We start from the raw sequence: 23,003 nt of genomic DNA, 5'->3' as shown, positions 1-23,003 counted from the left end.
GTTCGACTTGCATGTGTTAAGCACGCCGCCAGCGTTCGTCCTGAGCCAGAATCAAACCCTCCACAAAAAAATCATGAAGAATCACAATAAATGACTCACAAAATAAAAGAAAAATAACGAAAAACACTCTACAAAAAATAAAGCATTCAACGCACAAAAAACAACCAAACAACAAAATCATTCAGCTGTCACTGGCATTATCAAAACATAAAAAGTAGTACAAAACACGCTCTTGAGTTCTCAAACCACCACAACACAAACCAACCAAAACCCCAAACCAAAGAGGAATCAGCCGCATCAGGCAGCGAATAAAAACAATACACCACCACGCGCCCAGATGCAAAGCATCGGCGTGTCGCGTTCATTTCTGCGAATCAACACAGAAATACATCATTGTTTTTCCTTGCATATAGTACCACCGCAACCACAAACCGCGCAAGCACACGCCCTTCTCTTAAAATATGCCGTGCACGGAGTAGGATATCCACCGTTGCCACAATATTGGCAACATCGGGTTATAGCGCAGCTTGGTAGCGCGCCTCGTTCGGGACGAGGAAGTCGCGGGTTCAAATCCCGCTAACCCGACTTTTTCTTTTTCCCCGGTCTACAATCGAAGTATGACTACTCCACTTATTGCCGTTTTTACCGGCGCAGGCATTTCCACCTCTGTAGGCATCCCCGATTTCCGCGGTCCCGATGGCGTGTGGACCAAGCATCCCGAGCAGACGAGCGTGTACGACATCGATTTGTTTGTGAGCAATCAGCAGGCTCGGGAGTACTCCTGGCGCTGGCAGAAGGAGTCCGCGGTGTGGCAGGCGCAACCGGGTCCGGCACATCAGGCGCTGGTTAAGCTCGAGCAGATGGGCGCTCTCAGCGTTATTGCCACGCAGAACTTCGACGGTCTGCACGAGCGCGCGGGCAATTCGCCCGAGAAAGTTGTCAACCTGCACGGAACCATTGCCACTTCGCACTGCATGGACTGCGGTTTTGACTGCAAGACCGCGCAGATTATGGACGCTTTAGATGAGACTCCGGATCCGCACTGTCCACGCTGCAACGGTTTGATGAAGACGAACGTTACCTATTTTGGTGAAGCTCTCCCACATGGCGCGATGGAGAAAGCAGCAGCCCTGATAGAGGAAGCGGATGAGCTGTGGGTGATTGGCTCGAGTTTGGAAGTGTATCCAGCAGCATCGCTGATTCCATTCGCCGCTCAGCTCGGTAAGCACATTCGCATTATGAACGCACAGCCCACACATATGGATGGGCTCGCGAACGATATTATTCGCGAGCCCATTGAGAAAGCTTTACCTGCTTTAGTAGACGCGATTGACGCGGAATCCCTTAACATGTAGAGCGTCCATAATCTGTTGGATATGATCAGGACCGTTTGTTTCAACCGTCACTTCCAGCAGTACCGCGTTTGTGTAATGTGATTGAGCCTTGAACTGATCGTGGTTCAGCTCGATCACGTTCGCGCGCAAATCAGCAAGAATCTGAGCGATCAAAGCGAGCTGACCAGGCGTATCTGGAAGTTCAACGCCGAACTGCATAATGCGGCCGCGCGAAATCATACCGCGCTGAATAACCGCGCCCATCGTAACGGTATCGATATTGCCGCCGGACAAAATCGGAACGATTACGCGCTCACTCAAAGCAGGAGCCTCGAGCGGCGCCTCTAAATCAGGAAGAGCCTGAACTTTATCGAGAACGTTCAAAGCAGCCAAAGACACGGCTCCGGCAGCCTCGACGACGAGCTTATGTTTTTCGAGCATCAGCAAAATCATCTCGGAAATATCGCGCTCGGACACAGTAACGAAGCCGTCGAGGTACTTCTCGAGCAGAGCGAAAGTGAGCGAACCCGGCTCGCGCACGGCAACGCCCTCGGCAGCCGTGTGCACAGCGTCGGCAGCGTGCACGCGGTGCTCGCCGGCCGCGAACGACTGACCGAAGGCAACCGAGCCCTCCGGCGTAACGCCAATAACGCGCACGTGCGGCGCGAAAGTCTTTACAGCCATCGCAACACCCGCGCCCAAACCGCCGCCACCGAGCGGAACGAGGATATCGGTAACCTCAGGGCAGTCCTCCAAAATCTCCATCGCAATAGTGCCCTGACCGGTGAGAACCTCGTAATCGTTAAACGGATGCACAAAAGTGAGACCCTGCGTGCGCGCAGCATTGGCAGCGTACGCGCTTGACTCGTCGAAAACATCACCCTCGAGCGCCACCGTCGCACCCAGCGCGCGGGTAGCATCCACCTTGATTGGCGGCGTGATGCGCGGCATAACAATCGTCGCGTGCGCGCCACGTTCGCGAGCCGCATACGCTACGCCCTGCGCGTGATTGCCTGCGGAAGCCGTGATGATGCCGCGGTCGAGCTCGTCCTGCGACAGCGACGCGATCTTGTTATACGCACCACGCAGCTTGAACGAGCCGGTCTTCTGCAAGTTCTCTGGCTTGAGCAGCACGCGAGCGCCGGTCATCTCGGAGAGAATCTGGGACTCTTCGAGGTGGGTATGGCGTGCGACCGAGGCCAAGCGCTCGGCTGCGAGTTTGAGGTCAGCGGCGTGGTCGCGGGAGAGGTAGTCGGCGTAGGTTTCTGCTGGGTGATTTTCGTGGGTCGCGTGGGTGGTGGTCATGGATGTCTCCTCACTGATTCGCATCTATCTTGCTCCAAGTCTAAACCGCACGGTTGTACAGGCGAGGGCGTGCGGCGCGCGGGTGGTGGGGTGGGTGGTGTTGGTGCGTGAATCGTGAATCGCTCTAGCCATTCACGATTCAGGAACATCCGAGAGGACGTAGAGAGTGTCGTACGCCATACTCACACTGTTCACGCACACGATAAGCCCAATTTTCAACAACTTGCGGACGTGAGCATTGTGTGTTCAGCGAAGCCACACTGTTCACGTTCGAATCCACCACAAAACCAGCCTTCAAACGGACGTGAACATTGTTAGCCCGCCATACCCCCCACCCCCCCCACGAGTAAGATAGAGAACATTGAGAGTATGAGCGCCGGCAAAGGCACGGAAACTGCAAGGAGAAGATCATGACCGCACACGATTCCGCGCCAAGTCACAAACCAAACCACGAGCCTGATCTCAACGCCGACGTTGTGGACGATATCGCCGACGACTTCGACCTCACGAACTCAACCGCCACCACCGCCACGAACAACGAAAACACCACCCCCACCACCCGCGCGCTTTCACGCCGCTACCGCACGCACATCCAGGAGCTGCTGTCGGGGTCGCACCGCCGTCAGTGGTCAATTGCGTTGCGAGGGATTATGTGCGGCGCGGGAGCGGGACTGTTGGTGGTGGCGTATCGAGCAATCATCGCGTATGGCAATAATTGGGCGGTAGTCGCGTACCAATACATGGCTAACCACCCCCTAACAATCCTCGCATTCCTGTTCACCGCCGCAGCAGCCACAGCAGCCATCGCCAAGCTCGTCGCGTGGGAGCCGATGGCTACCGGCTCGGGTATTCCTCAAGTTGAGGGCGTGCTGTTGTGGGGGCTCAAAATGCGCTGGTGGTCAATTCTGTTTGTGCGCTTTACGGCAGGCATCGTCTGCGGCTTCTTCGGCATGAGCCTCGGCCGTGAAGGCCCGTCCATTCAAATCGGTGCGGCCACAGCTGCCGGCATTGGCGTGCGCATGAGCAAGAACAATGTTGAGCGCGATAACTTTACGGCGGCAGGTGCGGCGGCAGGCTTGTCCGCGGCGTTCAGCGCCCCACTGTCCGGCATGATGTTCGCACTCGAGGAAGTCTACCGCAGTTTTAACCCGACTGTTTTGCTCACCGCCACCACGGCCGCACTCACCGCAGACCTCATGTCTAAGATTTTCCTGGGCTTTAACCCAGTTTTGCATTTCGTCGCGGTCGAACAGCTCCACCTCAACAGTTATGTGTGGCTCATCCCGCTCGGCCTGGTTAGCGGCATAACGGGCGCGGCGATGAACGCGCTGTTGCTCGGCTTGCAGACCGCGTATAGTCATATCGCACTGCACTGGCGCCTGTTTATTGCGATTGCACTGGCTCTGCCGGTGGGCATTTTCCTGCCGCTAGCTCTGGGCGGCGGCGCCACGCTTATCGATTTCGCCGAACACGCAGCAAGCCCGCTGGGAATGCTCGTCGTACTACTGCTCATAAAAATGCTTTTTACCGCGACCAGCTTCGGCAGCGGCGCTCCGGGCGGCATTTTCTTGCCGATTTTGACGGTAGGCGCTGTGACCGGCAGTATTTTCGCGCGGGTTGCTCCGATTAGTCCGCAACTGATTGCCACGTTCGCAGTTTTGGCGATGGCGGGAACGCTCACGGCTTCGGTGAAGGCTCCGATTACGTCGATGATGTTGGTGATTGAAATGACCGGTTCGCTCGTGCACATGCTTCCGGTGGCAACGGTCACCCTAATTTCTTTGGCTGTTTCCGATGCGCTCAGAACGCAGCCGATTTATCACGCACTGCTCAATCGCTTTATGAAGTCGAGCAAACCAACGGTGGATAAAGCAAGTCAATCAGCCTTAATCTCTCTGCCGGTCGAACTCGATAGCGCGGCTATGGGCAAAGCGATTGGAAAGATTAACTGGCCAGAACATACCGCGGTTATTTCTGTGCGGCGCGGCGGCAAAGAGTTCGTACCGCGCGCAACAACGGTTATTCAGCCGGGTGATGGGATTGTGGTTATGTATACCGGCGAGCATCAGCGCCAAGCGAGAGAAGAGCTGAACCTGCTGTGCTCGAGCGCATACTAAGCGAGAGCGCCAAACAGGGCAACGCCTACGAGAACCGCGCATACGGGCAGACCGATGCACCAGACGGCGTAGACGAGGCAGTCAACAAAGTGACGAGCGCGGGCGAGCGAAATAATTTCGTTCATCGCGGTCGAGAAGGTGGAGAAGCCGCCGAGGAAGCCGCTGGTGGCCAGAACGTACATGTTCAGGTCGTAGGAGCGCAGATAGATAACGCAGGCGGCGAAGAGGAAGCCGGCCAGCGTGTTAATGAATAACGTGGACCATGGGAAGAAGCCGGTGGAGACGCGCTTAATGAGCGTATCCACAACGAAGCGCGCGACAGCTCCGAGACCGCCGCACAGGCTCACCATCAGCAGTGTTGTTAGAGACACAACATTCCTTCCCTACAGTCGTACTACGAAAATAATAGTATCCTCACTGTATCGCACGTCAATGCGGCCCTTAAAGAGCTTCACCATGCTTTGCGCCATGTTCAGTCCAATGCCAAAGCCGGACGTGGTTTTCTCCGACTCACTCGAACCGGCACGCGTGTGCGATTCGTCATCGCGGTAGAAACGTTCGAAGAAGTGCGAATAGTTTTTGCCTTTGCCGTCCATGTAGGTGTTGGCTACTTCAAGATGCGCGGAATAGCGCGGATCTCGCGACTTGCGCAAGAGCACAGACACGTTGCCACCGTCATCGCAGTATTTGTTGGCGTTGTCCACGAGAATGTTCACCAGCTCGAAAGCGGATTTCGCTTCGGCTTTAATGTTAATCCCCTCGGCCACGTCCATGTGGAAAGTTTTACCGTCGCGCATAATGGAACTCTTAAAACTGGAGGCCGCGTTCTGCACGGTTTCGGAGAAGTTCACGTCGCCCAGCGTCACATCTGGCTGCTCTTCCAAACGTGCCAGCGACACCATCTGATTAATCAGCGCAGTCATGCGCTCTACCTGCGCTTTGGTAGACGCACTCCATTCGCTCTCGCCTTCCATCATCTCCTGTAGCTCGGTGTTCGCGGAAATAATAGCCAGCGGCGTTTTCAGCTCGTGCCCGGCGTTGGCAATAAAGCGTTTCTGTTTCTTGTAGTTCTCCACGAAAGGCTGCACCGCCCACTTGGAAATGATGGCCGCCACGCTTATAAAGAAGAACAGTGCCACGAGGAACATGGCGATGGAGATATGGAACAGGCGCGAACGGTTGGCGAGTTGCGCGTTAATATTCACGGCGGACAGGCGCAACCCGTCCGACTCGCTCACCACCTGGTAGGAGAAGCTTTGATCGGCAATAATCACCGTTCCCGCTGTGCTCAACGAATCAAGCAGGGTCTCGGCAGCCGAGGATATTTGCGTGTCCGACACGTTATCGAGGTTGCGCTTGGACGTTACGGAAACCTCCCCGCTAGACGAGCGGTACACGCTAAAGTACTGATAATGCTCACTTTCTCCGTCTACGCTTTCCGCCGGCAGCATGCCCTTATGGAAGTTAATCAGCCGCAGCAGCACGCTCGTTTCGCGCCCGCTCTCCCAGTGCGAGACGAAGTTGAGCACAGAAATGGGCGCAATCGTAATAATCAGCACAACCAGCGCTGTAATAAGGGTAAAGCGCAAACGAAGTTTTTTAAGCATCAGCTATCTCCAAACCGTACGGGCCGCCGTCCTCGCCGGTTATGCGCACCTGCGCGCCGATAGCCTTGAGCTTGTTCTTAACGTACGAAATGTAAATCCAAACGTAGCCGGCGTCTTTATCCTCGTTGTTTGCGAAAACGTGCTCGTACACGTCTTCGTGAGTAACCGGCGCGTGTTGCGCGTTAAGAATAAGATATTCGAGCAGTTTCGCCTCGTTCGCGTTTAAGCGCATGGAGCTGTGCGCGCTCACTTCCTGCTCGCGCACGTTAAGCGTTATGTTACCGAAGTTAATCTCTTTGCTGCCAAAATTCGTGTCGAAGCGGCGCTCGAGCGAACGCAGCCGCGCCATCAGCTCTTTAAGCGAAAGCGGTTTGGTGAGGTAGTCGTCGGCGCCGGCATCTAAGCCGTTTACGCGGTCATCGATTTCCGACATAGCGGTGAGCATAATAATGTACGTCGAGTTTCCGCGAGCGCGCAGCTCCTGCACGGCTTCGAGACCGGTCTTAATCGGCATCATGATGTCGAAAATCATAACGTCGAAGGCATGGGATTCCGCTAAATCTAAGGCTTCCTGACCGTTCGCGGCCGCGGTTACCTCGTACCCCTGCCTCTCGAGCGCCACCGTGTACGCGCGGCGCAGCGCTTGCTCGTCTTCTGCTATAAGGATTTTCACGTGCTACTCGCTTTCGGCCTCATTCATTAAATGGCGGATCGTTTGCATACTCATATCGCAGGAAGCCAGCTCGTCCGCGCAGCGCTTCAGCTCGGCGACAATACGCTCCTGATTTTTAATGCCCTTTTTGTACTTAAGCTCATGCTCGAGCGCCGCCCACGAATCCATCGCGATAGTGCGAATCTGTACTTCCACAAAGTACGCGCTGGCTGGGTTTAGAGGGTCACGCACGCTGGCAATCACATGATACGAGCGGTAGCCATTCAGTTTGGCGTTAAAAACGTAATCTTTTTTCTCGACGACCTCAACGCCCTCAATCTGCTCGAGCTCGCGCACCACCAGCTCAATATCGTCGATAAAACGGGTAACCACGCGCACGCCGATCGCATCGCGCACACGGGTGAGCGCATTGTAAGCGTTGGCTTCGAGACCTTTACGCTCACATTTTTCGCGCATGGATTCGTCTGATTTTATGCGCGTATTCACGTGCTCGTACAACGAATAGCCGGTTGATTCCTTGGTTCGCGCGTTGGCTTGTTCGAGCGATTCGATGACGCTGTCGCGCACGCGCTCCATTGCGCGACGGTACGGTCCGTAGATCGATTCGGGCGCGGCGCTTGGCGTCGCGCTTGGCGCGGCAGGCGCGGTCTCGGTCATCGCAAACTCCTTGTGATTGCTCGCTGCTTGTTTACGTGATGACTTTAGTGCTTGCGATGCTTGCGCGCACGTACCCGCTGCGAATTTTCACTAGCTTTTTGCGTAGCTCGGCTTACGCGGCGCGTTACGCTTTTGTTTTGGCTCTTGTTTTGAATGTGGGCGCGGCGACGAGCGCTCACGCGAGAACGGCGCAGCGTTTGCTGTTGCTGGTGCTGTTGTGCTCGACGTTGCGCGCGCTTGGCTCCGCTTGCCCACGTACCGAACAGCGCTCCAAGAATGGCGCTGACGATGCCGGCAGCGAGCGAAACAATCGCATACGACCAGCCGTAATCACTCGCCGCAATCTCGAGAGCGAGCGTAGACATCGTAGATAAACCGCCGCACACGCCCATGCCAAGGCCTTTAGAAATCAACTCGCCTGCGCGCTTTTGAGATGCCGGCGCGTGCTCAGAGAGCAAGGTGTGACTCAGGGCCGCAGTAATGGCTGCGAGCGCGAAAGCTGCTATAACGTTCGCGGTAAAAGTTCCCCAGCGAATAGACAGCGGATGTGGCAGCGTGTTCATGCTGCTGCTTATACCGTAACGCGCGGCAGTGCCCAGCGCACCGCCCACAAACACCACTAGGTACATCCAGATGTCTGTGAGAGGTGTGCGATTAACGCGCGGTTTTCGAGCGCGCGACGCTGTCCTGTGTTTTGCCACGGTTACTGTTTAGTCGAGCAGGGAGTGCACAGAAATAATGTGGTCGCGTTGAGGACCGGTACCGATAGCGGAAATGCGGCAGCCGGACAGCTCTTCCAAACGGCGCACATATGCCTGCGTGGTTTGCGGCAAATCTTCGAAACGATGAACCTGAGAAATATCTTCGTTCCAGCCTGGCATCTCTTCGTAGATTGGCGTAGCGCGCGCGAAAGCATCCTGATCGGTTGGCATATCGTCGTAACGCGTATGTGTGCCGTCTGCATTTTCTACATCGTAGGCTACGCAAATTGGAATAGTCTTAAGACCGGTGAGCACGTCTAACTTCGTAAGCACAATGTCGGTGAGACCATTAACCTGAGTAGCGTAACGGTTAACAACCGAGTCGAACCAACCGCAACGGCGTGGACGACCAGTTGTTACGCCGAACTCATGACCTTGCTGACGCAGCCATTCTCCGTCTTCGTTATCGAGCTCAGTTGGGAATGGACCCTCACCCACGCGAGTGATGTATGCCTTGGATACGCCGATTACGCGTGCGATCTTTGTTGGTCCAACGCCTGTACCCGTGCATGCGCCGCCCGAGGTTGGGTTCGACGAGGTGACGTATGGGTAGGTGCCGTGGTCCACATCGAGCATGGTTGCCTGACCGCCTTCGAAGAGCACTACTTCGCCGCGATCGATAGCCTTGTTGAGCAGAAGACCAGTATTATCTACGTACTTGCGAATCTTTTCACCCATTTTGGTGAGGAAAGCTACGGTTTCCTCCACGTCGATAGCGCGCTGATTGTAAATCTTCACCAGCATCTGATTCTTCTGACGCAGCGACGCTTCTACCTTGTCGTGCAAAATCTCTGGATTATACAAATCGTGTACGCGAATGCCCACACGGTTAATCTTGTCTGCATAAGCAGGGCCAATACCGCGACCAGTGGTACCAATCTTGCGCTTTCCAGCATAACGCTCGGTTACCTTATCAATAACACGGTGGTAAGGCGCAATAATATGAGCCGAATCCGAAATGACCAGCTTCGAGCAGTCCACGCCGCGCGCTTCTAAACCCTCAATTTCTTCGAGCAGAACCTCTGGATCGACTACCACGCCGTTACCAATAACAGGAGTAACGTTCGCGTTTACAATGCCGGATGGCAGCAAATGCAATGCGTAAGATTCCTCGCCCACCACAACCGTGTGACCAGCATTATTACCACCATTAAAGCGAGCAACGTAATCGACTTGACCGCCAATAAGGTCGGTCGCTTTGCCCTTTCCTTCGTCGCCCCACTGTGCTCCAACGAGAATAACGCCTGGCATATTGACTCCTCACGCATAAAAGAACTACATTCCGAGGATACTCTGAACGCTCTACGAGGGCGGAGTGGGGCGGTGGAGTGTTTGGGTTATGTGCCCGGCGGGCGTTTTCTGCTTTAGCTTTCGTAGCTAATGCTTAGCTATGAATGGCAAAGCCTTCCGCTGGCGTATTTTTGGCTTCAGAAAGCTTTAACTCTCATAGATGATGGTTATCTATGAACGATACAGCATCCGGTCAGCTCGTTTTGTGCTTGGAAAGCTTGATTTTGCTCGCATATGAGCGCATACGAGTACAGGGTTGCTGCTGTAGCTTTTTCATAGCTGTGCGTTAGCGCTACCTGGTAAAGCCTTTACCACCACTGATTTAACCGGTCAGAAAGCTTTAACGTTCACCAATGTCGTTACTGATGAAAGTTAAAGCCAAGCGCACACCCCACAACAAACAAATCACCCCTTACCACAACAAAACCTGTAGTACGGGGTGAATTGTTAAATCGCCCGCCCAGCCGAACCGAGCTGAACGCAGGCCTCGATTACGCGAGCGGCCATAGAGTCCTCGGCTTCGCGACCCCAAGAGCGCGGATCGTACTTGCTCTTATCGCCCACTTCTCCGTCGATTTTAAGAACCTTGTCGTAGTTAGCCATCATGTGGCCGGCGATGGCGCGGGTGAAGGCGTACTGGGTATCGGTGTCGATGTTCATCTTTACCACGCCATAGCTTACCGCACGTGCAATGTCAGACGCGGTAGAGCCGGAGCCACCGTGGAAGACTAGGTAGAACGGTTTGCTCTGCCCCTCGCTAGACCCCACAAACCCCTGAATATCGCGCAAAATCTCGGGGCGCAACTTCACAATGCCTGGCTTGTACGAACCGTGTACGTTGCCGAAAGTGAAGGCCGCCATGTACCGCGCAGCACCGTCAGATCCAACGCTCAGGCCGAGCCGGTCGGCAACTAAACGCGCATCGTCCACAGTCGAATACAGCTTCTCGTTAATTTCCGCGCGATGACCATCTTCCTCGCCGCCCACAGCACCAATCTCAATTTCGAGCACGGTATGTGCCAAAGCCGATTTCTCGAGCAAACGGGAAGCAATATCGAGGTTTTCCTGCAGTGGCACAGTCGAGCCGTCCCACATGTGCGACTGGAAGAGCGGCTCCTCGCCACGGCGTACGGCCCCAATCTCCATGTCGAGCAGAGGATCAACCCACTCGCCGAGGTACTGCTTCGCGCAATGGTCTGTGTGCAAAGCGACCGTAATGTTTGGGTACTGCGAGGCAACTTCGCGCGCGAAAGCCGCGAAAGCACGTGAACCCACAACGCGGTCTTTGAGCTTTTGTCCGCTCACATACGCGCTACCACCCACAGAAATTTGAATAATACCGTCCGAACCGGCATCTGCTAAGCCCTGCAAAGCCGCGTTGAGCGTTTGTGAACTCGTTACGTTAATGGCGGGGAAAGCGTATCCGCCTTCGCGCGCTGCCGCCAACATGGCGGAATATTGTTCTGGTGTTGCAACTGTCATAATTACCTACAATTACCTACTTCACTTCTCGCACAGCATTGAGCGCCCACACAATCGACACCACGTCAATCGCTTCCTGACCGAAAGCACCCACCACTGCGGGGATTACTCCAAACGTTGCTACAATCATACCCACGAGAGCCAACCCAAGGCCAAGGAAAACAGCCTGCAGCATAACACGGCGCGTACGGCGCGCAATCTCGATGGAGCGCGACAGCAAGCTCAGGTCGTCGTTCATAATAACCATGTGCGCGGTTTGGGAGGCCGCCGACGACGAGCCGTCCGTGAGCGCGACACCAATATCGGCCGCGGCCAGCACTGGCGCATCGTTTACGCCATCACCCACCATAACAATCGCGCCAGCTCCACCACCACTACGCGCATTATTGAGGATCCTCTGCTTATGCTCCGGCAGCAGTTTCGCATGCACGTCCTCGACAGCAATCCCCACGGCCGCTGCCACGCGGTTCGCGGACACAGGACCATCACCGGTAAGCATGGAAATAGAGCGCACGCCCAGAGCGCGCAAACGCTCGATAGTAGTACGCGCATTCGAGCGTTCAACATCACGCAGAACGATTCGCCCGACGAGTTCGCCGTCAATCGAAACGTACGCACCCATTTCGTCTGCCTCGCGCAGGGCCGTCAGTCTCGCATCGTGCTTCAGCAATCGCCCTGATTTCGCGAAGCCCGCACTGTCTGCAGATTCCTCGACGAAACCGCGCCGGCCGACGCGCACCTCGTGACCGTCCACGATAGCACTCACCCCATAACCGCTACGTTCCGACACGTGAGATACTGCGTCCACGTTGAGCACAGGCAGAGTAGCCGCGCGCACTTTCTTGCCGGCACGCGCAATACCGAGCGCCAGAATATGGATGGAGTACGATTCGACCGCGCCGGCCGCAGCGAGAATCACGTCGTCGCTATAGCCCGAGGTAAAACGCTCGACGCGCACAACCTGCGGCTGCTTAACCGTAAGCGTTCCAGTTTTATCGAAGAACACCGAACCGACGCGCGTGAGCTGTTCGAGCACTTCCTGCCCTTTAATCAGCACGCCCGCGGCAGCCAGACGCGAAGTACCGCCCAGATACGCGACCGGAGCCGCAATGAGCAGCGGACACGGCGTGGCGAGCACGAGAACCTGAGTAAAGCGCACCGGATCGCCGCTGAGGAACCAGGCCAAGCCGGCGAGGAAGAACGCGATAACAGTAAACGGCACAGCCAGCAGATCAGCGGTACGCACCGAGCGCGGGCGCGACTCCTGCGCCTGCTTAACCAGAGATAAGATGCGCTGATACTGCGAATCCTCGGCGGAGGCGATGGCGCGCAGGGTAAAGCTTTCGGAATCATTCACCGCGCCTGATGGCACGCGCTGAGCGTTCAAAACGGTTTGAGGAAGCGGTTCGCCGTTAATCATGGCGAGATTAACAACCGCGCGTTCGCTCATAACGACGCCATCGACCGGAACGGTTTCGCCCGGTTTAACGAGTAGCAGGTCCATAACCTGAACCTCGGAAACGGGCACATCGCGCAGGCTGTCGTTCGCACCGAGCACATGCGCGGTCTGAGGAGCAGCGCTGAGCAGAGCGGTGAGGTTATGTTCGGCCGAGCTTTGCGCGTACGCCTCGATAACCGAGCCGGAATAAATCATGAGCACAACGGCCCAGGATGCCCAAAACTCGCCCACGGCCAGCGTGGAAATAATCGCCACCACAGCCAGCACGTCCAAACCGACGTGGCCTTCTTTAATGTCGGCAATCATGCCGATGAGCGTATCGATAACGGTGACGAGCACAAGCCCGGCCACCACCCACACACGCGCGTCCTCGAAACCCTTTTCACTCAGAATAACGAGCACGAGCAGCACCGCGAGCGTAACGAACAGCATGGGCACGTCCTTCATGGACTGCCACACGCGCTGCAGTTGAGCGTTCTTCATCTTTGCTCCTTACAGGTATACTAATCGAACAATACTTGCATCGAAGGAGATAGTATAGCTACCCAACTTCCTGCTGATTTCGAGAAGTACCTCGCCGGTCCGCGCGTTCCCGATACGACGCGCGAATTTATGCGCGAACTGCTCGGGTGGATGGTAGAGAATCATACTGAACTTGAGACGCACATCGCGTGGAACCAGCCGATGTTTACGCATCACGGCACGTTTATTGTTGGCTTTTCCGCTTCGAAAGCACATGTGAGCGGCGCGGCCGAGGACGTTGTTTTAGAGCGTATGCGCACTGATTTTACTGCGGCTAGATACAAGTGCTTAAAGCGCACGGTAAACTTCCCACTGAGCAAGCCGCTGCCTTTTGATTTGCTCAACCGTGCGATTGCGGAGCAGATGGAGCTGAAGAAAGACGTGACGAGTTTTTGGCTGCCGGATGAGATGAATCCGTATAAATGCGAGAAGTAAGGTTAATTGAGCTTCTTTACTCGATGGGACGCACATTCGATGGTTTGGGCGTCCCATTTTCTGCTACGAAAGAATTCCTTACTACCAACAACCCTAGTGTTATTGACTCTCGTAACGATCTTGCACTACTGCAAGATTTGCAAGAGACCGCAAGCTACATGCTTCATCCGTATTTTCTGTAACCCGAAAATATTTGTTGCCGATGCGTTCAGCAAATCATCAAGCCCAAACTGCTCAGCGAACTGCTTGAGGTTGATTGACGTATGTGCGCCATCGCCAAGCAGATTCCTCATCAGTCGGCACAGCGCGCCCTTGCCATTGTTGCCGACCTCGGACAGCAGCCAGATGGAATGGTTCCATGACACGTTAGGGCGTATGACTGCGCCGAGCACGCGTCAGAGGAAAGCCGCCACCTCAGGGTCGTCAGAAAGGCCTTGCATCCAGCTCTCGACGTCCCAGACCTCGCCGTCGGGCATCTTGATAAACTGGTTCGGCGCATTATCGACGAATCCACATGCGACTTCATCGTGAAGACAAGCTCGGGGTCGAGCGGTATCAAGAACTTGTTCCCGTAATCGTAGATGCCGTTTCCGACGGCAACCGAATCCGCATCCGCACAAGGCGCGACAACTGGTGCCAAGACCTTGAGTGCCTCCAAGACAGACTTCCAGTTGCGATAGTCGTCAATCGCGTTGTACTCGGATGCCAGAGCGCAAATCTTGTCCTCGTCGAAGTCATAGATTCCCTCGTCCGCCCCTTCGGAGACAGACATGCCAAGCGCGTAGTTCTTGGTCTTGGTGCCGCCGACATTGATGCGACGCACGCGGTGGCGATGGATGAGAATCAAGGCGACCTGCCTTGCTGGCAGGGTCTTGAGCATCTTGTACCTGTCGTCGCCCTTCATAGGGGACGGGAGCTCGCCAGACCCAGGCGGGTCTTCTGGTCCCTTGTTGTGGGCGGCAATCGCCCTGTTGATGGACTCAATAATCTCTCACTTAATCGTCATAGGGGACGACGGATTATCCATGTCAATCTGCTCCAGATAACCCAGCATCTCAAAATCAATAATTTCATCGCATGTTTGATTCATGGCTTATTGGTTAGATTGTGTTGCTGGGTTTCCTGGTTTTTGTTGATATTGTGCGGTATATGGGGTGTTGAACTGGGTTTGACTCGACTTTTTGGTCGGTCATTTTCGTGTTGCTAGAACTGTTAGTTAGCGTTGATATTACGCATGTTGTTTTCAGGTGGAGTCGCGTTGAATATAGTCAGGGCTTGTCAGATGAGCATTTTCAGCCAAAATCATGGCGTGAAAGATGATTGACTTTACGACTCGTTGCCCACGGCCCCAAAACCATCATTATAAGGTCGTGAAAAACGAGCCGTACCGTAAATCACTCCTCACGACCCTCGCCCACCCCATTGCCCATACCACCCACTATCATAAAACCTAACTGAACCGATTAAGTCGTTGTCGCGAAAGGAATGCAATGAAGCTTCTGAGCATTACGGATTCAGCGATTCAAGTCATGGGTCGCACCGAAAACATAGCCACCGCCCAACTCTGGGTCTTCCCTTACACTCAAGCCACGTTCCGATTCACCGGCACGCGCATCGGCATCCGACTCAGAAATCGCCGCGCGTACGGCGACTCGCATATCGGCATCATCATTGACGGCTGCGAGCGTAAACTGCGCATCAATCAAGATAACGAGACACTCAACCTCCTTCTCCCTGAAAACTTGCCGGATATCGATCACGAGGTAACGTTCTTTAAGCGCCAAGACGGTCAGCACTATATCGAGGTCGAGGGTTTTCTGCTCGATGACAACGCAACAGCCCACCCAACGTCCAACCCGCTTCCCGAGCGCAAAATCCTTATGTTTGGCGACTCTATTACCTGCGGCGAGCGCAACGAGGCCATACTCTATGCAGGTCAAGCAGATCCGAACATGGATTTGAGCGCTTACAGTAACGCGTGGTGGTCGTACGGGGCTATCGCGGCGCGCGAGCTGAACGCGCAGCTGCACACGATTTCTCAAGGCGGCATCTCGCTCACCGATGGTATCGGCTGGTTCCATGAGCCGGACTATATCGGCATGACCAGCGTGTGGGACCGCGTGCAATACAATCCCGATCTTGGGCCGCTCACGACGTGGAACGCCCAACAGTATCAGCCAAACATTATTGTGGTCGCTCTAGGCCAGAACGACGCACATCCGCACGACTTTATGGCCAGCGACTACAAGGGCGAGCGTGCTCAGCAGTGGCGCCGCAATTACGCAGCGTTCCTCGAGACTTTGCGCGAAACGTATCCGTCCGCGCATATTGTGTGCGCGACGTCGATTATGCAGCACGACAGCACGTGGGACCGCGCGATTAAGGACGCGATAGACTCGCTTAAAACCGCACGCATCTCTCACCTGATATACACGCGCAACGCAAGCGGGACGCCTGGCCATCCGCGCATTGTCGAGCATAAGGAGATGGCGCGCGAACTGATTGCACATATCGAAAACTTGGGAGGCAGCATATGGCACGCACGTTAGCAACCGGTCCAGCGCCGGGTTCGAGCGAGACCGGGACAACCGATCGCACGCAGCCGTGCAAGCCGCTCGGTTCAGCACAGTTGCAGCCGGCTGCGATTTTTAGTCATCATATGGTGCTGCAGCGAGACGCGCCGATTGCCGTTTTCGGAACGGGCGAGCCGAGTCTGCAGGTGCGCGTCTGTCTGAGCGATAATACGCACGGACTTGCAGTAGCGACCTGTACTGTGAACTCGGACGGGTCATGGCTGGCAACTCTGCCCGCTCAGCCTGCGGGCGGACCATACGTTCTGCACGTAAGCGGCGAGAACGTTTTTCTGCATTACGAGGACGTGATGATTGGCGAGGTATGGATTGCGGCCGGTCAGAGCAACATGGAGTTCGAGTTGCACAACGCGGACGGCGCCGAAACCGCAATTGAGCACAGCGCGAGCCTGCCGATTCGTTTTTATAACGTGCCTAAGCGCGGTCGCGTCGATAGCGAGCTCCTCGCCGACGAGCAGCTGACAACTTGGCACAATTGCAACGAGAACACGAGCGGGAGCATGTCCGCTGTGGCGTTTTTCTTTGCCGAGCGCATGCTCGAGAGCGAACCGAACGTAACGATTGGCATTGTTGATTGTTATGTGGGTGGCACCTCGGTAAGCTGCTGGATGAGCCGCGATTTTCTGCTCAGCGCGAAAGAGGGCGAGCGCTATTGGCAGCACTATCTTGAAGCGATTGAGGGGTTAAGTGAGAGCGAGCAGCGAGCGTGCATGAACGCGTGGCAGAACGATTTTGATGCGTGGAACGCTGCAGCCGGCAACCCGAACCGTGGCGAGTGCCCCTGGCCGCCGCCGCTCACCAATTTTTCCCAGTTTAGACCCACCGGTCCGTTCGAGGCTATGGTTGAGCGCATCGCACCATTTAGCGCGCGCGGAGTGCTGTGGTATCAAGGTGAGGAAGATACGCCGCATGCCAATGATTATGCGATTTTATTGCGCCACATGATTGATCAGTGGCGCGCTGCGTGGAGCGCGAACCTGCCGTTTATTATTGCGCAACTTCCCCAGTTTATGGAGACGCTGGGGTGGGTGGAGATTCGCGCCGCTCAAGCGCAGGTTGCACGTGAAACCGACAGCGCGTTTTTGGCATGTTTGATGGATTGCGGCGAGGAAGACGATGTTCATCCCACCGATAAGCGCACGCCCGGTCGCCGTTTAGCACACACTGTGCTAACCCGTTCGAGCGTGAAACTGCTGTCCGCGCGTTTACTCGATTCAAATCAAGTGCTGTTAGCTTTTAACGAGGAGCTAGTGCCCGACGTTGATAGTGCTGTTTTTGATATCGAGGTCTCGAAAGTGCTGGTGCACGGAAACGAGGTTCTCCTCTCCTGCGCGAACGAGCCAGAAAGCCTGCGTTACGGTTGGTATTGCTGGGGCGCGAAGCCAATCATGAGCCGATCCGGTGTTCCTGCAGAACCGTTTATCGTGTCGTCTTTCGAACGATAACGTCTGCCGTCTCGATAATATCCTCCGGCGCGTTAATGCTGCCGTCGATGCGACCTAAAATGCGGTCGACAGCGGTTGGCGCGATCCATTCCAAACGCGAATCCATCGTAGTGAGCGGGGTCTGCAGGTATGCGGATTCCTCGATGTTGTCGAAGCCAATCACCTGAACATCGCCCGGAATCTCAACGCCATGCGAGCGCAAAGCGGACATCGCGCCAATCGCGAGCTGATCGTTGAGCGCAACGATGCCGTCAAACGGAACTTTGCTTTCGAGCAGGCGCTCGGTAACGCGGTAGCCGGAGCCAATCGTCCAGTCCTGACCGGTGTAGCCGAGCAAGCGTTCATCCATGTCGAGGCCACGGCGTGCGCATTCCTCCACAACGCCGCGAGCGCGAAGCTGCGCATTACCTTCTGTGGCGGTAAGAATGGTGCTGAGGTCTACGTTCTTTTCGCGCATGCCCACGACGGCGAGCTGTTTCGAGCCGCAGTCGAACAGATACGAGGCAGCTCGTGACGCGGCCTGCACATCGTCGAGCGCTACATGATCTGCCTTGCCCCACGTGGTTCGCGCACCCACACATACGAGCGGGAACGAGGTTTCGAGGTCTTCGGGATGAAACTCCTCGACCTCACTCATCGACAAAATCATGCCATCAGACACTGTGCTGTTAAAGTTCTCGATCAGTTCGCGCGCACCCTGCGCCGAACCCTCCGCGTACGTCGTAACGTACACGGAATAGTTGCGCAGCCTCGCCTCGTCGATAACACGGTTGGCCAGTTCCGCCAAATACGGCGGCGTAAGGCTCGGCACGGCAAGCGTTATAAAGCCCGTATGATTGCGGTTGAGGTTGCGCGCGGCAATATTGACGCGGTAACCGAGCGTATCAATAACCCCTTGCACATGATCGCGCGTAGACTGCGCCATACGTCCGGTTCCGTTAATAACGTTGGACGCGGTTTTGAGGGAGACGCCGGCTTCGCGTGCGACATCGCGTAGCGTAACGCGCTTGTTGTGCATATTCGAGTCTGTCGAGCTTGCCATGCGTTCCCCTTTATCGCTTAAGCCCCTGAGATTAGGCTTGGTTTAGCGCCCTCTTTTCGTAATGAGTATACCATTACGGTTCAGAGCGTATGAGTTGTCTGTATCGCTTGATTTTTGTGCACTCGAGATGATGAGCACTTGGGCGTCCTGCGGGAGGCATACAAGCGCCAAGTCTGTTTCTGCTCGTGCGAAGTAGAAGTCGAAAACAGCGTTTTCGCTCTCACGCACGGTATGCAGGAGGTTGGTAGTGGTTACACTTTCTGTCTGCAGCACTTCGCCGAGGTAATTCGCAATGGCTGCGCGGTCGAGGTCGCAGCCAACGAAATATGCGGTCCCCTTGCCGTAGCGAGCGCGCGTGAAGGCTGGGATGTTGTTGAGCTCCCAGTCGTCTGCAGCTTCGCCCGTGTAGGTCGCGAGAACATCGACATCGTCTCGAACCGAAATATCGTTTTGCCACAGCACTGATTGAGCGCCATTGGAGAGCTTAATCGCTTGATCTTCGTCACCCAGCTCTTCGCCGAGGATGTTGAATTCTTCCCCGCGCACGCCGAGCATATCTCGCAGTAGCCCGTTGCCTGCGCCTGGGTAGCCGCCCAAGCCAATGTGGAAGTTTTCATCAATCAAACCTGTGGCGTAGCCAATAATTACGCGACCGCCGTTCTTCGCGAAAGTAGCTAAGCGTTCTGTGTCGCTGTCCGAGAGCACGAGCACGGTCGGCAAAATTACCGTGGAATAGTCGCTCCAATCGTTGGCGAGCGGAACGACGTCTGCGCGAGCGCCGGCGTCTTCAAATCCGCGGTACCATGCCAAAACATCATGCCAGTGCGAGAGTTTCTTGCTTGGCAAAGTCTCACAGCGCGTTGCCCATTCCGAGGCTGCGCTAAACAGAATGGCCGTATCGGAAGGCTTTAGCGTGCTTCCTGGCAGCCCAGCATCGCTGAGGAGCTTGAGGCTCGAGCCGAGTTCGCATACGCCACGGAAAAGCTTCGAATCTTCGCCTGCATGAGGAACCATAGCCGAATGGAAAGCTTCTGCTCCAAAACGCGACTGGCGCCATTGGAAGAAGTTAATAGCATCGGCGCCCATAGCCACGTGAGCTAAGGAATCGCGCAAAAGCTCGCCATTGCGCTTGCGTGCGTTGAGAGGCTTCCATTGCACAGCAGATGTCGAATGTTCCATAACATACCACGGTTTACCCTGTGCCAAAGCAGCAACGAGCGCATCGGAACAGGTGAGCTCGTCGAGGTGTGATTCGCCCTCATGGAAGTAATGGTCGTTGGATACGAAGTCTACTTCTGCTGCCCACTGCTGGTAGTCCATAGAGCACTGATCGGTGGAAATCATGAAGTTCGTTGTGCATGGCTTGTCTGGGCAGATTGATTGTATAGCATCGCGTTCTGCACGGTATAAATCGAGCAGCATATCGTTGCCGAAGCGTTCGAAATCAAGCTGTTGCGAGGGGTTAACCATCGAGTCGGCGCCCATATGGTAGGGCAACTGAACCTCGTCGAAGCTGCGCACTTCTTGCGACCAGAAGCTGGTACCCCATGCTTCGTTGAGCGCATCGATAGTGCCGTACTTGTTCTCGCACCAGGTAATAAAGGCTTGCGCTGCGTCTTCCGAGTAGTCGTGGCGGTTATTCCACCCATACTCATTGCCCACATGCCACGACGTGACCGTTGGATTATTGCCGTAACGCAGTGCTAACTGGCGGCACATTTCCAATGCAAACTCGCGGAAAACCTTGCTTGTTGGACGCCACGACTGACGCGAACCTGCATGAACAGTGTGACCATACTTGTCGACTGGCAAAACTTGCGGATACCTCTTATACAGCCACATTGGCGCACTCGCGGTGGATGTTGCTAGGTCTACAGCAATACCAGCATCGCCTAAGAGCCCGATAATGCGGTCGAGCCACGCGAAATCCCATGTATCTTCAGTAGGCTGAATGCGGTCCCAGCTAAAAATTCCCAGAGCTACAACATTAACGCCAGCGCGCTTCATGAGCTCAATATCTTGAGTCCACACATCTTCTGGCCACTGATCGGGATTGTAGTCGCCGCCAAAAGCAATGCCGGTGGTGCTTTCAGTAAGCAGTGCTGGCCATGAGAATCTGCTGTTCGTAAGGCTTTTCATAAGAAGTCCTTTATGGTCTAAGAAAAGAGGAGGAGCGCCGGCGCAAAGACCTCAAAAGTCACCGAAGTGAGGAAGATGGAGGAGGCATGCTTGCAAGCTAGAAGGCTTGCGATAAATCAGGAGAGCAAGACCCAGTCTTCGCGTCGGCAGGTATTGTATTTTATCCTTTTTATTCCTTTACAGCTCCAGCTGCCAGGCCGGACTGCCAGTAGCGCTGCAGGAGCAGGAAGGCAATAACCAGAGGAATAATGGTAATAAGCGAACCAGTAATCACAAGGTTTTGAATAGCTGTTCCACCCGCCATCGAGGCTTGATCTTTCCACTGGTTCAAACCGATAGTCAGTGGATACCAGTTGGAATCCTTAAGCATAATCAATGGCAGGAAGTAGTTATTCCATGTCGCCACGATAGTAAAGAGCGCGGTCGTTACGATACCTGGTGCCAGCAGTGGCAAGCTTACGGTAAAGAAGGTGCGCATTTCTCCAGCGCCGTCTACACGCGCTGCCTCGAGCAGTTCTGTTGGCACTGCCTGATCGGAGAACACCCACATGAGGTACAAACCGAACGGAGAAATGAGCGACGGAATAATCATTGCCCACGGTGTATTGGTGAGGCCGAGCTTTGCGAACAAAAGGAACTGTGGAACAGCGAGCGCGATACCTGGCACAGAAATCGAGCCAATAATCACCGCGAACACTGCTTTACGACCTGGGAAGCGGAACTTAGCAAGACCGTAACCGCCCATAATTGCCAGCAGGGTCGCACCGCCTGCGCCCAGTACTACGTACAGAATCGTATTGATGAACCAGCGGGTAAAGATGCCGTCCTGGTAGGTGAATACGCCTACGATGTTGTCCCACAAGGCGAAGCCCTTACCGAAGCCGAGACCAAACGTCGAGGTGAAGTCCGCCTGCGTTTTCGTGGCGTTAATCATTAAATAAATGAACGGGAAGAGGCAGTAGAAGGCGAAAATAGCGCATACGAGTGTTAAACCGATGCTTCGACGCGGGTTGTTTACGTTCGCGAAGCCTGCCTTGGCTGCGCGTTTGCGCTCGGCTTCCTCGTCGATGCGTATGCGGCGCGCGCGTTCACGTTCGCGTTTACGCACTTCCTTTTCTTTGAGCGCTACAGTTTTCTTATCCAACTTGTCTACTGTTAACGTTGATTGTGCTGTTGCCATGGTTATCTCCAAACTTGTGCTTGCTTTGTGCTGCTTACTTCATTTGATCTTTCATGCCGCGCAACTGCACTGCATAAGCCACAGCCATAGTGATGATGGCCATAACGATGGCCAGTGCTGCCGCGTAATTACTCTGGTTACCTGAGAAGCTCAGGTTGTACGCGTACATATTTGGCGTGTAATAGGTCGTTACCGCGTTTCCTGGAACCATGTTCTGCAAGATGCTTGGTTCGTTAAACAGCTGGAACGAGCCGATAATAGAGAAGATAACGGTGATTGCCAGTGAGCCTCTCAGCTCAGGCAGTTTAATGCTCTTGATGACTTGCCATTCGCTTGCACCGTCGATCGAAGCCGCTTCGTACAGCGAGTGAGGGATAGTAGACAAGGAGCTGTAGAAGATGAGCATGTTATAGCCCGCGTAACCCCAGGTTACGATGTTTCCGATAGAGGCGAGCAAAACGTTAGGACTCAGGACATCGACGTGCCAGCCGAACCAGGAGTTCATGGAGCCAACCAGGCCGTATTTTGCGCCGTATACGAAACCCCAAATAAGGGTGGAGACCACGGCTGGTACTGCGTATGGCAAGAAGGTTGCGATACGGAAGAACTTGGTACCGTGCAGCTTCATGGAGTCGAGGGCGAGCGCCATCATGGCCGATAAACACAACATGATTGGTACCTGCACCACAGTAAAGAGAGCTACGTGTCCGACCGCGCTCCAAAACTGTGCATCGCTAAGAAGTCTTTGATAGTTCGCGAAACCTACGAATTTATTTCCGCCAACCATGCGGTTTTGATAGAAAGAAATCCAGATAGCGTAAAGAACTGGGACGATAAAGACGAAGATGAATGCGCAGGAGAATGGCCACACGAATTTCCATCCGCGCCAGTCTCCGTGACGCTTGTTCGTTGGAACAGTGTCCACATTACTCATGGTGTACTCCTCATTTTTGTTAAGCGTTAT

20 protein-coding genes, 1 tRNA gene and 1 rRNA gene are annotated in these 23,003 nt (G+C 54.8%); 7 read left to right on the top strand and 15 right to left on the bottom strand.

Annotated elements, in window-relative coordinates; genetic code table 11:
* Positions 1-67: ribosomal RNA gene (locus tag G464_RS0106365) — 16S ribosomal RNA — on the bottom strand; the annotation flags it as partial.
* Between the two features lie 444 nt (positions 68-511).
* Between G464_RS0106365 and G464_RS0106360 the strand changes: the two genes are divergently transcribed.
* Positions 512-585 (top strand) — tRNA-Pro (locus tag G464_RS0106360).
* Positions 586-617: 32 nt separating this feature from the next.
* The gene (locus tag G464_RS0106355; RefSeq protein ID WP_022857187.1) at positions 618-1,355 is read left to right on the top strand and encodes an SIR2 family NAD-dependent protein deacylase; all 738 of its coding nucleotides are present in this window, start codon (positions 618-620) and stop codon (positions 1,353-1,355) included.
* On the opposite strand, the gene ilvA is transcribed toward G464_RS0106355, so the two are convergent.
* Positions 1,317-2,639 carry a threonine ammonia-lyase gene (ilvA, locus tag G464_RS09215; RefSeq protein ID WP_022857186.1) on the bottom strand — a complete coding sequence of 441 codons (1,323 nt, stop codon included), beginning with the start codon at positions 2,637-2,639 and terminating at the stop codon, positions 1,317-1,319. The genes G464_RS0106355 and ilvA overlap by 39 nt on opposite strands.
* Positions 2,640-3,289: 650 nt before the next feature.
* Here ilvA and G464_RS0106345 point away from each other — a divergent pair.
* Positions 3,290-4,756 carry a ClC family H(+)/Cl(-) exchange transporter gene (locus G464_RS0106345; protein WP_239659916.1) on the top strand — a complete coding sequence of 489 codons (1,467 nt, stop codon included), beginning with the start codon at positions 3,290-3,292 and terminating at the stop codon, positions 4,754-4,756.
* Here G464_RS0106345 and G464_RS09950 read toward each other — a convergent pair.
* From G464_RS09950 to G464_RS0106305, 8 genes are all read right to left on the bottom strand, one after another.
* Positions 4,753-5,127, bottom strand: a complete 375-nt coding sequence (locus tag G464_RS09950; protein ID WP_143739580.1) for a fluoride efflux transporter FluC — start codon at positions 5,125-5,127, stop codon at positions 4,753-4,755. The genes G464_RS0106345 and G464_RS09950 overlap by 4 nt on opposite strands.
* A gap of 12 nt (positions 5,128-5,139) precedes the next feature.
* A complete protein-coding gene (locus G464_RS0106335; RefSeq protein WP_021617247.1) occupies positions 5,140-6,363 on the bottom strand; it encodes a sensor histidine kinase in 1,224 nt (407 codons plus the stop codon).
* Complete coding sequence (locus tag G464_RS0106330; protein ID WP_022857183.1) at positions 6,356-7,036, bottom strand: response regulator transcription factor; 681 nt, start codon at positions 7,034-7,036, stop codon at positions 6,356-6,358. The genes G464_RS0106335 and G464_RS0106330 overlap by 8 nt, the downstream gene beginning before the upstream one ends.
* 3 nt (positions 7,037-7,039) lie before the next feature.
* Complete coding sequence (locus G464_RS0106325) at positions 7,040-7,693, bottom strand: GTP pyrophosphokinase (RefSeq protein WP_022857182.1); 654 nt, start codon at positions 7,691-7,693, stop codon at positions 7,040-7,042.
* 44 nt (positions 7,694-7,737) lie between these two features.
* Positions 7,738-8,394: a fluoride efflux transporter FluC gene (locus G464_RS09725; protein WP_022857181.1), complete on the bottom strand. Its 657-nt coding sequence runs from the start codon at positions 8,392-8,394 to the stop codon at positions 7,738-7,740.
* A gap of 9 nt (positions 8,395-8,403) precedes the next feature.
* Complete coding sequence (locus tag G464_RS0106315) at positions 8,404-9,705, bottom strand: adenylosuccinate synthase (protein WP_022857180.1); 1,302 nt, start codon at positions 9,703-9,705, stop codon at positions 8,404-8,406.
* A 486-nt stretch (positions 9,706-10,191) separates the two neighbouring features.
* On the bottom strand, positions 10,192-11,226 hold the full coding sequence (gene fbaA, locus G464_RS0106310; RefSeq protein ID WP_022857179.1) for a class II fructose-bisphosphate aldolase: 1,035 nt from the start codon (positions 11,224-11,226) through the stop codon (positions 10,192-10,194).
* A 16-nt stretch (positions 11,227-11,242) separates the two neighbouring features.
* A complete protein-coding gene (locus G464_RS0106305) occupies positions 11,243-13,132 on the bottom strand; it encodes a heavy metal translocating P-type ATPase (protein WP_420834447.1) in 1,890 nt (629 codons plus the stop codon).
* A gap of 165 nt (positions 13,133-13,297) precedes the next feature.
* On the opposite strand from G464_RS0106305, the gene G464_RS09200 reads away from it, so the two are divergent.
* Positions 13,298-13,642 carry an iron chaperone gene (locus G464_RS09200; protein WP_022857177.1) on the top strand — a complete coding sequence of 115 codons (345 nt, stop codon included), beginning with the start codon at positions 13,298-13,300 and terminating at the stop codon, positions 13,640-13,642.
* A gap of 23 nt (positions 13,643-13,665) precedes the next feature.
* Positions 13,666-13,824, top strand: coding sequence for a hypothetical protein (locus G464_RS10130; protein ID WP_162138582.1), 159 nt, complete (start codon positions 13,666-13,668; stop codon positions 13,822-13,824).
* Positions 13,825-13,934: 110 nt separating this feature from the next.
* On the opposite strand, the gene G464_RS09195 is transcribed toward G464_RS10130, so the two are convergent.
* Positions 13,935-14,546, bottom strand: a complete 612-nt coding sequence (locus G464_RS09195) for a hypothetical protein (protein WP_022857175.1) — start codon at positions 14,544-14,546, stop codon at positions 13,935-13,937.
* A gap of 586 nt (positions 14,547-15,132) precedes the next feature.
* Here G464_RS09195 and G464_RS0106280 point away from each other — a divergent pair.
* On the top strand, positions 15,133-16,191 hold the full coding sequence (locus G464_RS0106280) for a GDSL-type esterase/lipase family protein (RefSeq protein WP_022857173.1): 1,059 nt from the start codon (positions 15,133-15,135) through the stop codon (positions 16,189-16,191).
* On the top strand, positions 16,176-17,678 hold the full coding sequence (locus G464_RS0106275) for a sialate O-acetylesterase (protein WP_022857172.1): 1,503 nt from the start codon (positions 16,176-16,178) through the stop codon (positions 17,676-17,678). The genes G464_RS0106280 and G464_RS0106275 overlap by 16 nt, the downstream gene beginning before the upstream one ends.
* On the opposite strand, the gene G464_RS0106270 is transcribed toward G464_RS0106275, so the two are convergent.
* From G464_RS0106270 to G464_RS0106255, 4 genes are all read right to left on the bottom strand, one after another.
* Positions 17,653-18,720, bottom strand: coding sequence for a LacI family DNA-binding transcriptional regulator (locus G464_RS0106270; RefSeq protein ID WP_022857171.1), 1,068 nt, complete (start codon positions 18,718-18,720; stop codon positions 17,653-17,655). The two genes, G464_RS0106275 and G464_RS0106270, sit on opposite strands and share 26 nt — an antisense overlap.
* A gap of 42 nt (positions 18,721-18,762) precedes the next feature.
* Positions 18,763-20,859: a beta-galactosidase gene (locus G464_RS0106265; protein ID WP_022857170.1), complete on the bottom strand. Its 2,097-nt coding sequence runs from the start codon at positions 20,857-20,859 to the stop codon at positions 18,763-18,765.
* Positions 20,860-21,028: 169 nt separating this feature from the next.
* A complete protein-coding gene (locus G464_RS0106260; protein WP_022857169.1) occupies positions 21,029-22,039 on the bottom strand; it encodes a carbohydrate ABC transporter permease in 1,011 nt (336 codons plus the stop codon).
* A 34-nt stretch (positions 22,040-22,073) separates the two neighbouring features.
* The gene (locus G464_RS0106255; RefSeq protein ID WP_022857168.1) at positions 22,074-22,973 is read right to left on the bottom strand and encodes a carbohydrate ABC transporter permease; all 900 of its coding nucleotides are present in this window, start codon (positions 22,971-22,973) and stop codon (positions 22,074-22,076) included.
* Positions 22,974-23,003 lie beyond the last annotated feature (30 nt).

It is taken from the genome of Alloscardovia omnicolens DSM 21503 (assembly GCF_000420505.1).
GTDB lineage: Bacteria > Actinomycetota > Actinomycetes > Actinomycetales > Bifidobacteriaceae > Alloscardovia > Alloscardovia omnicolens.
This window is presented reverse-complemented; position numbering and strand designations above follow the sequence as displayed.